Here is a 14,255-nt window from a genome sequence, read left to right on the forward strand (position 1 = left end):
AAGGAGAGTTTTTTACGTGAAGATTAAAGCAATTGAACCGACGCCAAGTCCAAATACAATGAAAGTTATTTTGAATGAAGTATTACCATCAGGAGCACGTAATAATTATACAAATGAAAATAAAGAACAAGCACCAATGCAAGTGCAAGAAATTTTGAAAATTGAAGGCATTAAAGGTGTATATCATGTAGCCGACTTTTTAGCAGTGGAGCGAAATGCGAAGTATGACTGGAAAGTTTTATTACAACAAGTTCGTGCTGTTTTCGGCGAAGAAGTATTGGAAGAAAGTGAAGAACAACAACTTGCTCATTTTGGAGAAGTGAAAGTGTTTGTTCAAATGTTCTTTACAATTCCAATGCAAGTAAAGTTAACAGATGGAACGACGGAAGAACGTGTTGGTTTACCAGATCGTTTTAAAGAATCAATTATGAAAGTGCAAATGTCTGCACCAAACGTTGTAAAAGAGCGTAAATGGGTAGAACAAAGTACACGTTACGGTAATTTTGAAGAAATTGGGAAAGAAGTAGTGGAAGAGATTGTTGCTGCTTATTCAGAAGAACGTGTAAATGAAACGGTTAAAGAATTATTAAATCAAGCGGGTGCTGTTGAAGTAACGATTCAAAAGCGTGAGCCATATAAAGTAACAGAAGAGATGATGAAAGATTCTGACTGGAAAAACCGTTTTGCAGCATTAGAACAAATGGATCCTACTGAAGAAGATATTCCAGTGTTGAAGATGGCGTTAGACGATGAAAAAGTTTCAATACGCCGCTTAGCAACAGCGTATTTAGGTATGGTAAAAGGTGATGAAGTATTACCGTTATTATATAAAGCGTTGTTAGATCGCTCTGTAAGTGTTCGCCGTACTGCAGGAGATTGTTTATCGGATGTAGGTGATCCGGCAGCGATGTTCGTTATGATTAAATCTCTGAAAGATCCAAGTAAATTAGTACGCTGGCGTGCAGCGATGTTCTTATTTGAACTTGGAGATGAAAGTGCGATTCCAGCATTAAAAGCAGCGCAAGATGATCCAGAGTTTGAAGTAGCGATGCAAGCACGTCTAGCATTAGAGCGTATTGAAGGCGGAGAAGAAGCAAAAGGTTCTGTATGGAAACAAATGACGGAGTCACGTAAAGGGGAATAATGTATGATTGTTTTCTATGATAGTTGGTGTCCGATGTGTACGGCCGTTGCAGAACGTACGAAAAAATTAGATAAAAAGGGTAAGATGAAATTTGTTTCATTTCGAAATGAAGATGTAGTTGAGAAGTATGAGCTTTCTCAAGAACTACAAAGTAAGATGGAACAAAGACTGTATATTTTTAAAAATAATAAGTGGTATGACGGTATTCAGAGCATAGATGTATTAGCAAAGGCCGTTCCATCTTATTGGTTTGCAGTTCCTTTTATAAAGCTATCTATCGTACTTGGTTTTGGAAGTAAAGTATACGATTATATCGCTAATAATAGAAAACTTGTTCCAGTGGGACATTGCCGCGGTGGGGTTTGTGAAATCCCTACAAAAAAATGAAATCATCGTTATCTTTCTTTTGCACCTATTAATAGAGCGTGATATGATGAATTTGGAATGAAAGTTGAAGGAGAGATTACAAGATGTCAAATGCTTATGAAGAATACATGCGCCAAATGGTAATCCCAATGCGCCAAGAGTTAGTGCGTTCTGGGTTTGAAGAGTTAACTACAGAAGAAGCTGTAACAGAATTTATGGAAAATACATCAGGTACAACTTTAGTAGTTGTAAACTCTGTTTGTGGTTGTGCAGCTGGTTTAGCACGTCCATCAGCAGGTCAAGCGGTTGTTCGTGCTGAAAAACAACCTGATCATCTTGTAACTGTATTCGCAGGTCAAGATAAAGATGCTACTGCAAAAATGCGTGAATACTTCGGAGAAATTCCTCCATCTTCACCATCTATGGCATTATTAAAAGGAAAAGAAGTTGTTCACTTCATTCACCGTCATGAAATTGAAGGTGCAACTATGGACGAAATTATTACGAACTTAGAACAAGCTTTCGAAAAGAATTGCTAAAGAAGGGGGAGAGTAAATCTCCCTCTTTTCTTTATATAGAGGTGAAACAATGATCGTAACAACAGCAGGAAGAACGAATAAAGAAATGACAGATTATGCAAACGAGGTAGCAGCAGAATTAAATGCTTCTTTCGTTAAACGTAATGACATACCGGTACATAAGCTACATGAGCAGTATGAACAAGATGTGCTTGTCGTTGGGAAGAACCGATTAGCTATTTATCCAAAAGGTACGGAAGAATCGTTTTTCTTTCATCCGAACTCAGCGATGTTTCGTGTGAAAAGGTTAATGCGTGGAGAACACGATCCGTTTGTACAAGCTGCTAAATTAGAGAGCGGAATGACAGTGTTAGATTGTACGCTCGGGATGGCATCAGATAGTATTGTAGCTAGTTATGTTGTTGGGGAAAGCGGAAAAGTAACAGGACTTGAAGGCAATGAGTATATGGCTTATATTATGGAAAATGGTTTGAAAACATGGTCTTCATCTGTTTCTGAAATTGATGAAGCAATGCAAAGAATCCAAGTAAAGCAAACAGAGCATTTTTCATTTTTAGCGCAATGTGAAGACAATAGTTACGATGTCGTTTACCTTGATCCGATGTTTGAAGAAACTGTCATAGAATCCGATGGAATTAAAGGATTAAAACACTTCGCTTTGTATCATGATATTACTGACGAAACAATTGCGGAGGCAAAACGAGTGGCGAGAAAACGTGTCGTTTTAAAAGATCATTTTCGTAGTTCTAGATTTGAAAAACACAATTTTTATGTATACAAAAGAAAAAGTGCTAAGTTTCACTTTGGTGTAATTGACCCTTGCTAATTGTTTGAAAAGATGTATAATAAGCAATAATTAATTAAATATACTGTCTGTGATGAAGAGAGTAGTCTTTTTTAGAAGGAAAGCGAGCTAGGGATGGTGTGAGCCTAGTACGGAAGAAAAAGATGAAGCGCACTTCGGAGATGCTTCTTGAACGAATAGTAGAGAAAGCCGAGGCCCCCTGTCCTCGTTATAAACGGGAAAGTGGTTCGTAACGAACAACAAGGGTGGTACCACGGGTTAAAACTCGTCTCTTTTTTAGAGACGAGTTTTTTGTGTTTTAAAAAATAAGGAGGTTGTATCATGGATTATAAAATGCAGTTTGCGGAAAGTTTATCTAATATTTTCACGAATGAATTAACGCAAAAACAAATTTTAGATTTAATTGAAACACCGAAACAAGATGAATTTGGAGATGCAGCGTTCCCATGCTTTTCATTAGCGAAGCAATATAAAAAAGCACCAGCTCTTATCGCAAAGGAAGTTGCTGAGAAATTCAATGATCCGTTTTTTACGAAAGTAGAAGCCGTTGGTCCTTATGTAAATGTATTTTTCAATCGTGAAACTGTAAGTGATGCAGTATTAAAAACAGTTTTAGCGGAGAAAGAAGAGTTCGGTCAAAACCACTTTGGCTGTGAAAAAACAGTAGTAATTGATTATTCCTCTCCTAATATCGCGAAACCTTTTTCGATGGGGCATTTACGTTCTACAATGATAGGAAATTCGCTGAAACATATCGCTGAAAAATGTGGCTATGAAGTTGTAGGGATTAATTATATAGGAGATTGGGGAACACAGTTTGGAAAGTTAATTACGGCTTATAAAAAATGGGGAAATGAAGCAGTAGTTAAAGAAGATCCAATACGTGAGCTATTTAAGTTATATGTCCAATTCCATGAAGAGGTAAAAGACGACGAAGAACTAGAAGAAGAAGGACGTGCTTGGTTTAAGAAACTAGAAGAAGGTGATGAAGAAGCGGTAGAACTTTGGAATTGGTTCCGTCATGAGTCCCTTAAAGAATTTTCGCGCATTTATGAACTTCTCGGCGTAGAATTTACTAATTTTCAGGGAGAAGCATTTTATAATAATTTAATGGAAGATTTTATTGGGATTTTAGAAGAACATGAGTTGCTTGAAGAATCAGAAGGTGCATTAGTCGTTAATTTAGAAGAAGAAGGAATGCCGCCTTGCTTAATTAGAAAATCAGATGGTGCGACGATTTATGCAACGCGTGACTTAACGGCAGCTTTATATCGTCAAAACACTTATGGGTTTGATAAAGCGCTATATGTTGTTGGTCCAGAACAAAGCTTACATTTCAATCAATTTTTCACCGTATTAAAAAAACTTGGCTATACTTGGGTTGATGGTATGGAACATGTACCGTTTGGCTTCATTTTAAAAGATGGTAAGAAAATGTCGACACGTAAAGGAAGAGTTATTTTACTTGAAGAAGTACTCGAAGAAGCAATCGAACTTGCAAAACAAAATATTGAAGAGAAAAATCCAAACTTAAAACAAAAAGAAGTAGTAGCAAAGCAAGTCGGTGTTGGTGCAATCATCTTCCACGATTTAAAAAATGAGCGTATGCACAATATTGAATTCTCATTAGAAAACATGCTGAAATTTGAAGGAGAAACAGGCCCGTACGTACAGTACACACATGCACGTGCTTGTTCTATTTTAAGAAAAGAAAGTGTAGAATTTGAAACATGTACATTTGCTTTAAAAGACGATCATAGCTGGAGTGTCGTAAAATTACTAAATAAATTCCCGCAAATAATTGAAGCAGCTTTCAATAAAAATGAGCCATCGATTATTTCGAAATATATATTAGATGTAGCACAATCATTCAATAAATATTACGGTAATGTTCGTATATTAGAAGAGAGCAAAGAAAAAGACAGCAGACTCGCATTGGTTTATGCTGTGACGGTTGTATTAAAAGAAGGATTACGTTTACTTGGGGTGGAGGCACCTGAGGAGATGTAACATAGTAGTAAACTGACAAACTGGGTCTAGTATAAACCTGGTTTGTTTTTTTATTGGATATATATTTTTTTTGCAAAATCAATTAAAATCTTTTTAGAGAGGGTGATTCATATTGATTCGAACTTTTATTTTACAAATTCCTTGTCATAGAAGATTAGATAGGAGTTTTTTTAAACTACAAAAGTACATACCTTTATGTGCACGTTGTACAGGCATGCTTATTGGTATTTTAATGTTTCCAATTTATTTTTATATGACACCTTCATTTCTTTTGGCAATCATACTATCATTTTTCGCTCAAATTCCGTTACTTATCGATGGGTTCACCCAAAAGTGGAAATGGAGAAATAGCTCAAATTTGCTAAGAATAACTACTGGTGTATTAAGCGGTAATGGTATGGGATTATTCATTTCCTCTAGTGTTATATGGATATTATCTTAAGATATATAGTAATGGAGGTATTTACATAGATGTTCTGGATTTACTTAATTCTAATTTTTATTTCAGGCGGAAGTGGAATTGGTTTTATGACTCAAAATAACTATACAGAAGCAATAATAGCTTTTGTTATTTGTATACTATTGTTTGGGCTACTGTATTATTATCTTAAAAGAAACAAAAGAAAGAGAAAAGCAGATTGTGACGATTTAGACTGTACGGATTGTTTTGATTGTGATTGTACTTGTTAAATTTTTCTTCCAAATAAAAAGCTAGTGTATTATTAAAAATACACTAGCTTTTTGCTTTGAAATTTTAAGAAAAGTGTAGGAATACGACTATTCTATAGAGAATTTTAGTTTTGTATATTTAAGGAGTACCCTGATTCTCCAGATGAAGGATTAGCCTTTTTAAGTAAAATACCTATTATAGATGAAGAAGCAATTTGGGAAACTGATATAGATGAATCAAATTATTGTGCTATTCGAATCATGTTTACATATAAAGGTTGCAATTTAGGAGTTACGAATGTTCATTTAAATTGGAAATCTAATAGAAAAAGACAAGAACAAATGAATGCCGTGAATAATTGGATTACAAATAAAGTAAGTGATTACGAATTATTATGTGGTGATTTTAATGATGATCCATATTCAATGGTGCATCAATACTTAATTCGGAAGCATTGGATAGATGTAGCTCAGTTTAAAGAAATCGAAGAGAACATGATAGCTCAACCAACTTTAGATTATAGAAAGAATCCGAATTTAAAAGGTGATGTAAAGCAAGAAAAAAGATATGATTGGGTCATGATACAAGAAAATGCCGCAATTGAATTTCCTACGATTGAAAACGTATCTATATTTGGGGATTCGGTACTAACTTCAACTGGTGTGTTTCCTAGTGATCATTACAGTGTTTTTGTAGAGTTGAAATTTAATGAATGAGAAAAATGTCATTTTTTGTTGGTAAGTCGATATTCACCGTATAATCGCCGATATAATTTCATGTACTGTTTTTAACTAACAAAAGATAGGATACACATGTTACGTTATTCTATATAATCAAACAAAATACAGAGAAAGACAATCATTTTTACTATATTTTGTTATAAATTTGAATAATATTAATTAATACCATCCATTATAAGAGATTTTAGTTGAATACATACTATATGGTGTGTAAAATCTAAGCAAGTAGCAGTATAAATATAAATTCGAGGTGAATGCATGCTAGATTTTAAGCAGTTAGAAACTTGTTTAAAAGACAAGAGATTTGTAGATGGATTACAGGAAATAAATAATGAAATTGCATATATAAAAGAAACGAATACTTTATCCTATGTGAAGAATTGGCTTGCCAATATTCCTTCGCATAAGGAGTTCGATATATTAATTCGCCTTACTGATGAAGGGCTTATGCACCAATACAGTTCATTCCTCATTCGTTACGCTTATAAAAAATTCCCAAATATGAGAACGCTCTCTTTATATTGTGATGAGTTAATTGATGAGCGGAAAATTCTTGAAGCAGAGCAGTTGTTAAAATCTTCTTTAGAAGAGTTAAGTAAAGAAGAAATAGATGCAGATTTTTTAGCGAAAACATATTTTACGTTAGTACGATGTCTTTTAGAAATGAAACGAAACGAAGAAGCGTTAATGTATATGCAAAAAGCAGAGGAGTACAGTGCGCGCGCAGTGTTTGATAAATGGGGCTACGTTTATATGCATACAGGTGAATGGGAGAAAGCGGAAGAACAATTTATTGCTGGCATGCAGCATGAAGATTGTGAAGAGTTATCTACCTATTTATTATCACAATTGTATGCGAATAAAGGAGAACAAAAACGCGCGATACAGTTAATCGATGATGCGATTGTAAAATTCCCACAAGTACCATATTTTCATTTTGAGAAGATAAAGTATTTATTAGATTTAGAGCAATATGAAGAGATGTTAGCGGTAATAGATAACATAAATACTCAGCTGCCATATCATGCCTATAATACTTACTTTGTACATTTACGTGCAGAAGCACTGTACAAAATGAATAAATTTGCAGATTTACAAAAACTATTAAAAGAAGAAAAGAGTTTAAAAGAATCTTTATATCATAATTTAGAAAAAAATCCGGATGGAAAAAAGGTTCACTTGCCGATAGTTCCAATTGTACAAAAGGATAATTATTGTGTTCCGACAAGTTTAGAGATGATGTTGCGTATATGGGGAGAGAAACGTACACAAGATGAAATAGCAGAGTTTATTTTTGATATGACAGGATCGAAGTTTTCAGATACTGTTTCTTATTTAGAAGAATTAGGTTATGAATATCGTTATTTTAAAGGGAACGAAGAGAATTATAAGAGACTGATTGACGAAGGAATTCCTGTTTTATTAAGTATAGATATTGAGCATGCTTCACACGTACAAGTTCTATCTGGATATGATGATACATTGCAAGCTTTCTATGTTCAAGATCCAAACTTTATAGAACCAGTTCTTGTGGAATATAGTAAATTACAAGAAAAATATCGTTATACAGGCTGTTTAGCAATCACGTTTGTTCCGAAAGAAAAGAAGGAGCAACTAGCGTTTCTAAGTGAGGAAGAAAATCGTTACTTTAAATCTATTTTTTCTCTTACGGATCATTTAGATGAACATGACAAAGAGGGAATTAGTAACTTAGTACAATTTTTAAAAGAAACGAGTGATAATCCAAATACGTGGTTATATACGATAAAGCACTTAGATGTTGAAGTAGATAAAGAATTTATTTTATATTGTATCGATAAGTTAATGGAAAAGTTTCCGAACTCGGACTTTGTTAAATTGCATGGTGCACAATGTTTTATTCGTCTTCAAGAAGTAGAGAAAGCGGAGCAAATGCTGACAAGCGTTGAGAAGAAAAATAATCGTGCTTTATATCATTTAATAAACGGAAGATATGCGTTTGAACAAGAAAGTTATCTAGAAGCGATTTTAAGCTTTCGTTTATCGTTACAATTAGATGCAGATCAGCCTATTGCTTGGAGTTTTCTCGCTTTATCCTATATGTATATTGATCAATCTGAAAAAGCATTGCAATACTCTCAAGTTGCATTAGAGCGTAGTCCTGAAAGGTTCACTTTAACAAATCACGGTTTAATATTAATAGATTTAGAAAGATATGAAGAAGCATATGAAATCTTTAATGACTTGTTAAAAGAGTATAAATATGAAGCGCATGTATGGTATGAACGAGCGAGATGTGCACATCAACTAGGGAAATTATATTTAGCAATAAAAGGGCTTAAAGTAGCGATTCATTTGGATAGTAATGCACCTTACATTTATACGAAACTTTCGGAAATATACGAATCTGATTTGAAGGATGAGGAAAGTGCGAAAGAAATTTTATTAAACGGTATTGAGAATTGTGATGATAAAGCACCTCTTTACGTAAAATTAGGTGATTATCATTTTCAAAATGATAGCTTGGAAGAAGCAGAAGTATTGTATAAGCGTGCTTTAGAAGAAAATGATGAGGATGTTTATTCTCACTTCGGACTTACACAAGTTTATATGGCAAGAGAACAATATAAGGAAGCAAAAGAATATATACTTGGTCTTGAGAAGCAAATTGAAAAGAGCCAAGATTTCCTCATGAATGCAGGAATGGTTTTATGGGATGCTGAAATTGAACTTGGTGGAAATGAAGAAGGGTTTAAAGTAGCACTATCTAAGTTAGAAAATGGTATAAAGAAAAGTGATTATAATGTAGTAAGTGCGTTAGATGAATATGTGAATCGAATTAAAGGAACGGAATTTGTACAACGAGGTATAGCATTTTTAAGAACGTTACACAAAGAAAGAAATGAAGTAAGTGAGTACGGTTGTTATGCAGGTATTTTATATGAATCTATTGGACAGTACGGCCAAGCGATGAAAAGATATAATAAGGCGATAGAACAAATGGAAACGGCATTACCGTATTACCGAATTGGTGAAATACTTATGGCATTAGGGCAATTGACGGAAGCAAAACAAGCGTATGAAACATGTTTAGAGCTTGATGGGAATTTCGTAGGTGTACATTTACAGCTTGCGGAAATATACGAAAAAGAAGAAAACCGTTCTAAAGAACAAAGTCATATGGTTCAGGCGATGAAAGAAGAGCCGTTGCATATTAATATGGAATATTTAGCACAGCTTTCAGTAGATATGAATCTTCAGGAAGAATTGCTGACTGAACTAGAACAATTAGCGGACGAAGTACCTGAAATATGGCGTTTAGATGCGATTGCGTATGTGTACGGAGCGATGAATGAAATAGATAAAGAACAAGCACAGGTTGAATACGCACTACAATTAGATGGTGAGCATATAGAAGTTCTATATCATTATGCAAAAGTATTAGTGAAAAAAAGAAATGTAAAAGCAATTGAAGTTGCAATGAAAGTAATACAAAAAGATTTTGATAATGAACGTATATTTGATGTTTATGTAAAAGCAGTAGAGCAACATAAAAAATTGTCTAACATACGAGATTTTCTTCATACGTTAAAGGTGAAAAAAGCAGAAAGGAGTACAGCATTCATGTATGCTGCAGCTGCGGTTACGGAAATATGGATTGAACGCCAGCTGCATGAACAGCCAAAACGATCTATCATTACGAGAGCTTTTTATCGTATGAAAAATCGTGCGAAAGAAATTTCAATGGTTACTATGATAATTGATTTATATGAAATCTCTTTAAAGTTAAATCCGAAAAATAGTATGGCAGCACAGCGATTTGCGCTATTTTATGAGAATGTAGAGATGAATAAAGAAGCAATAGAGATTCTGCACACGTCACTAGAAAATAAATGGGATTATGACGTAGCGAAGCAACTTGTAAATCTTTTCGTTGAGTGCGAGGAAGAAGATATGTTAAGAGATGCTTTGGAATTAACGAAACAAATGGTTCGAGAACTACCAGATGATTATGATACTCTTCTTCTGCAAGCACAAGTATTCTTTAAAGCAGGGGAAGAAAGAAAAGCAGAAAAGATTATCTTACAATTAACAGAGCAAACACCGTTTGTAAGTAGAGCATTTCTTGCTTTAGGAGAAATATATCAAAGTCAAGAAAGGTTTGAAGAGGCAATTCATGTATTAGAAAATGCTTCTATACATCATCCAAATGAAACAGCAATTCTTCTTTCTTTAGCATCTTCATATCATGGTGCCGGCCAAACGATACAGGCAGAAAAAATAACAAATGAAGTATTAATAATTGACGCGAGTGATTTGTTAGCAAGATATGATCGTGCTTGTTATTTAGCGCAGTTAAATAGAAATGAAGAGGCGAAGGAAGAGCTTGAATTTGTCCTTCGTGAGGATGAATCGGGATTCTTTGCTGAACTTATTGAGGATGATGAAAATTTAGCAGCATTGCGAGAATTTGAAAAGTAATTGTATAAGAATAGGGAAAAAAGATAAGGATATATTTTGAATTAGTTGACAATTAGTTGCTAAATGGCATAAAATAACTTTTAACAAAGTATACAAATCTGAAGACGAGAAAGAGTAAAATAGTGAGCTGTTCTCCAGAGAGCCGGTATATTGCTGAAAGCCGGTGTGCAGACGTTATTTGAAAATCATCTCCGAGGAGCCGAGGCTGAAAGTAAGTAAGCCCGGACGGATGTCTACCGTTACAAAGAACACGTATGATAGTACGTTGCTAAGTGCTATTAGTGAAAATGCTAATAGAATTAGGGTGGTATCGCGGGTAAACCCGTCCCTACTTTATAGGGACGGGTTTTTTGTGTGCTTTAAAATATTCAAAGGAGTGATTGTATATGGAAAAAGTAGATGTAAAAGAATCAGCTGTAGGAAGAGAAATGCGAATTCGCAAACAGTGGAACGAACAAAATATTTTCGAACAATCAATTCAGAATCGAGAAGGCGCACAGTCTTTCGTATTTTATGAAGGACCACCAACGGCGAACGGACTACCGCATGTAGGTCATGCACTTGGACGAACAATTAAAGATTTAGTAGCAAGATATAAAACGATGGCTGGTTATAAAGTGTTAAGAAAAGCGGGATGGGATACACATGGTTTACCTGTAGAATTAGGCGTTGAGAAGCAACTTGGTATTTCTGGTAAACATGAGATCGAAGAATATGGTATTGAACCATTTATTCAAAAGTGTAAAGAGAGTGTTTTCACATATGAGAAGCAGTGGCGTGAATTCACTGAAAGTATTGGTTATTGGGTAGATATGGATGATCCATATGTAACTTTAAAGAATCCATATATCGAAAGTGTATGGCATATTTTGGGGACAATCCATGAAAAAGGATTGTTATATAAAGGACATAGAGTTTCACCATACTGCCCAAGCTGCCAAACCTCATTGAGCTCACATGAGGTTGCACAAGGGTATAAAACAGTAAAAGATTTAAGTGCAACTGTGAAGTTTAAAGTGAAAGATAGTGAAAATGAGTATTTCTTAGGTTGGACCACAACACCTTGGACACTTCCAGCAAACGTTGCGCTTGCTGTCCATCCAAATATGGAATACGTTAAAGCAAAACAAGAAAGTCATGTATACATTGTTGCGAAAGAACGTGTACAAGAAGTATTAAAAGAGAACTATGAAGTATTATCTGTTCATAAAGGCGAAGAATTATTAAACACATCTTATACAGCGCCATTTCCGATGAAAGAAGTTACAAATGGTTACCGCGTTATTGCAGCAGATTTTGTAACGGGAGATAGTGGTACAGGACTTGTTCATATTGCTCCAGCATATGGAGAGGACGATTATAGAGTTGTTCAAAGTGAAGGATTGTCATTCTTGCACGTTGTAGATGAAAAAGGTGAGTATACAGAGGCAGTACCATTTTTGAAAGGGAAATTTGTAAAAGATTGTGACGTGGATATCGTTCGTTATTTAGCGAAGGAAGGTTTACTGTATCATAAAGAAAAATATGAACATAGCTATCCGCATTGCTGGCGTTGTGATTCACCACTACTTTATTATGCAGGAGAAAGTTGGTTAATCCGAACAACTGCAATTAAAGATACATTTTTACAAAATAATGATTCTGTTACTTGGTATCCGGATCATATGAAACATGGGCGCTTTGGTAAGTTTTTAGAAAATATGGTGGACTGGAATATTAGCCGAAATAGATATTGGGGAACGCCATTAAACGTGTGGGAATGTGAAAGTTGTGATCATCAGTTCGCACCGAAAAGCATTGCCGAATTAAGAAAGCATAGTACGAAAGAAACACCGGAAGATTTGGAATTGCATAAGCCGTATGTAGATGAAGTGCAAGTCTGCTGCGAGAAATGCGGAGGAACAATGAATCGTACACCAGAAGTAATTGATGTTTGGTTTGATAGTGGTTCTATGCCATTTGCACAATATCATTACCCATTTGAAAATAAAGAGTTATTTGAAGAGCAGTTTCCAGCGGATGTTATTGCAGAAGGAATTGATCAAACACGCGGCTGGTTTTATAGTTTATTAGCAGTCTCAGCACTATATACAGGAAAAGTACCGTATAAACGAGTGTTATCATTAGGGCATGTCTTAGATGAAGAAGGACAGAAAATGTCTAAAAGTAAAGGGAATGCACTAGACCCAGTTGATTTAGTAGATAAGTTTGGTGCAGATGCGCTAAGATGGGCTTTACTTGTTGATAGTGCCCCGTGGAATGCGAAGCGTTTTTCTGAAAGAACAGTACTGGAAGCGAAATCTAAATTTGTAGATACATTAGTCAATGTGTATAGCTTCTACGTTTTATATGCAAATTTAGATGAATATAATCCGAAAGAAACGTATGATGTAAGGCTTACAAAATTAGACGAATGGGTATTATCAAGATTGCATAGTACAACGAAAAAAGTAAGAACTGCACTTGATGATTATCAATTTACGAATGCAGCTCGTGAAATTGCAGCACTTGTAGATGAAGTGAGTAACTGGTATGTAAGACGCTCACGTAATCGTTTCTGGGAATCTGGTATGAACGCTGAGAAAGCAGCTGCGTATGAGACACTTCATGAAGTGCTTGTAACAATTAGTAAATTAATTGCACCATTTACACCGTTTGTCGCGGAAGACATTCATCTAAATTTAGAAGGAGGCAGCGTTCATTTAGCTGATTATCCAGTTGTAAATGAATCACTACTTCAACCGAAATTAGAAGCGGAAATGGATGCTGTTTTACAAGTTGTTGAACTTGGAAGAAGTAACCGTAATCAGCATTCTTTAAAAGTAAAACAGCCGCTAGCAGAACTTGTATTACTTGAGCATAACGAGAATGATATGGATTGGGAATCTTATCGTGATATCGTTATGGATGAGTTAAATGTAAAAGCATTCCATGTTGAACTCGATGAAACAAAATACACATCATATCAATTGAAGCTTAATTTTAAAACAGCGGGGCCGAAATTCGGTAAAAATGTGAATGCAGTGAATGGTTGGCTAAAACAATTATCACAAGAAGAAGTACAAAACTTTGTATCAACAGGAAGAGCAGTTTACGAAGCAACACCAGGAGAAGAAGTAGTTGTAACTGCTGAAGATGTGTTAGTTGAGAAAGTTGCAAAATCAGGATTCTCTAATACGACTAACGGACAATATACGGTTATGTTAGATACGAATGTAACGGAAGAATTGTTGCAAGAAGGAGTAGCGCGTGAATTCATTCGTGCGGTTCAAGAATATCGTAAACAGTTGAATTTACCAGTTAATTTACGAGTGGATGTTATTCTTGATACAGAAGTAGAGCTACAGCGAACGTTAACGAACCATAAAGATTTATTGGAAGAAAACTTACTCGTTAAACAATTTACATTTGGTCACTTAACGAACGAAGACGATGAACTTTCTTTAGGTGAAACGAAAGTTCGAATTAAATTAAGCGCGGCTCATTAAAGGAGAAGGAAGTTGGAATGATTCCAACTTCC

At 35.0% G+C, this 14,255-nt stretch carries 10 protein-coding genes and 2 other annotated features; all 10 genes read left to right on the forward strand.

Translation table 11 applies throughout. From position 1 onward, the window contains the following. Positions 1-16: 16 nt before the first annotated feature. The 10 genes from GD442_RS10295 (at position 17) to ileS (ending at position 14,223) form a co-directional block, all read left to right on the forward strand. Positions 17-1,144 (forward strand): conserved virulence factor C family protein, encoded by a 1,128-nt coding sequence (locus GD442_RS10295; protein WP_000692564.1) that lies wholly within the window; start codon positions 17-19, stop codon positions 1,142-1,144. A gap of 3 nt (positions 1,145-1,147) precedes the next feature. Then, the gene (locus GD442_RS10300; protein ID WP_000634884.1) at positions 1,148-1,531 is read left to right on the forward strand and encodes a thiol-disulfide oxidoreductase DCC family protein; all 384 of its coding nucleotides are present in this window, start codon (positions 1,148-1,150) and stop codon (positions 1,529-1,531) included. 83 nt (positions 1,532-1,614) lie between these two features. Continuing rightward, a complete protein-coding gene (locus GD442_RS10305; protein ID WP_000063706.1) occupies positions 1,615-2,049 on the forward strand; it encodes a BrxA/BrxB family bacilliredoxin in 435 nt (144 codons plus the stop codon). 49 nt (positions 2,050-2,098) lie between these two features. Next, the gene (locus GD442_RS10310) at positions 2,099-2,875 is read left to right on the forward strand and encodes a class I SAM-dependent methyltransferase (protein ID WP_000637455.1); all 777 of its coding nucleotides are present in this window, start codon (positions 2,099-2,101) and stop codon (positions 2,873-2,875) included. A 40-nt stretch (positions 2,876-2,915) separates the two neighbouring features. After that, positions 2,916-3,130 (forward strand) — a binding site (T-box leader). Positions 3,131-3,175: 45 nt separating this feature from the next. Further along, positions 3,176-4,864, forward strand: coding sequence for an arginine--tRNA ligase (argS, locus tag GD442_RS10315; RefSeq protein ID WP_000384907.1), 1,689 nt, complete (start codon positions 3,176-3,178; stop codon positions 4,862-4,864). A gap of 112 nt (positions 4,865-4,976) precedes the next feature. After that, a complete protein-coding gene (locus GD442_RS10320) occupies positions 4,977-5,306 on the forward strand; it encodes a DUF2085 domain-containing protein (RefSeq protein WP_000621474.1) in 330 nt (109 codons plus the stop codon). A 29-nt stretch (positions 5,307-5,335) separates the two neighbouring features. Then, positions 5,336-5,554 carry a hypothetical protein gene (locus GD442_RS10325; RefSeq protein WP_000498606.1) on the forward strand — a complete coding sequence of 73 codons (219 nt, stop codon included), beginning with the start codon at positions 5,336-5,338 and terminating at the stop codon, positions 5,552-5,554. A 114-nt stretch (positions 5,555-5,668) separates the two neighbouring features. Continuing rightward, a complete protein-coding gene (locus GD442_RS10330; RefSeq protein WP_346725509.1) occupies positions 5,669-6,250 on the forward strand; it encodes a hypothetical protein in 582 nt (193 codons plus the stop codon). Between the two features lie 282 nt (positions 6,251-6,532). Then, positions 6,533-10,735: a bacteriocin-processing peptidase family protein gene (locus GD442_RS10335; RefSeq protein WP_000883844.1), complete on the forward strand. Its 4,203-nt coding sequence runs from the start codon at positions 6,533-6,535 to the stop codon at positions 10,733-10,735. Between the two features lie 92 nt (positions 10,736-10,827). Beyond that, positions 10,828-11,068 (forward strand) — a binding site (T-box leader). 53 nt (positions 11,069-11,121) lie between these two features. Continuing rightward, positions 11,122-14,223: an isoleucine--tRNA ligase gene (gene ileS / locus GD442_RS10340; protein WP_000416533.1), complete on the forward strand. Its 3,102-nt coding sequence runs from the start codon at positions 11,122-11,124 to the stop codon at positions 14,221-14,223. Positions 14,224-14,255: the final 32 nt, after the last annotated feature.

It is taken from the genome of Bacillus sp. A260 (assembly GCF_009861435.1).
GTDB lineage: Bacteria > Bacillota > Bacilli > Bacillales > Bacillaceae_G > Bacillus_A > Bacillus_A cereus.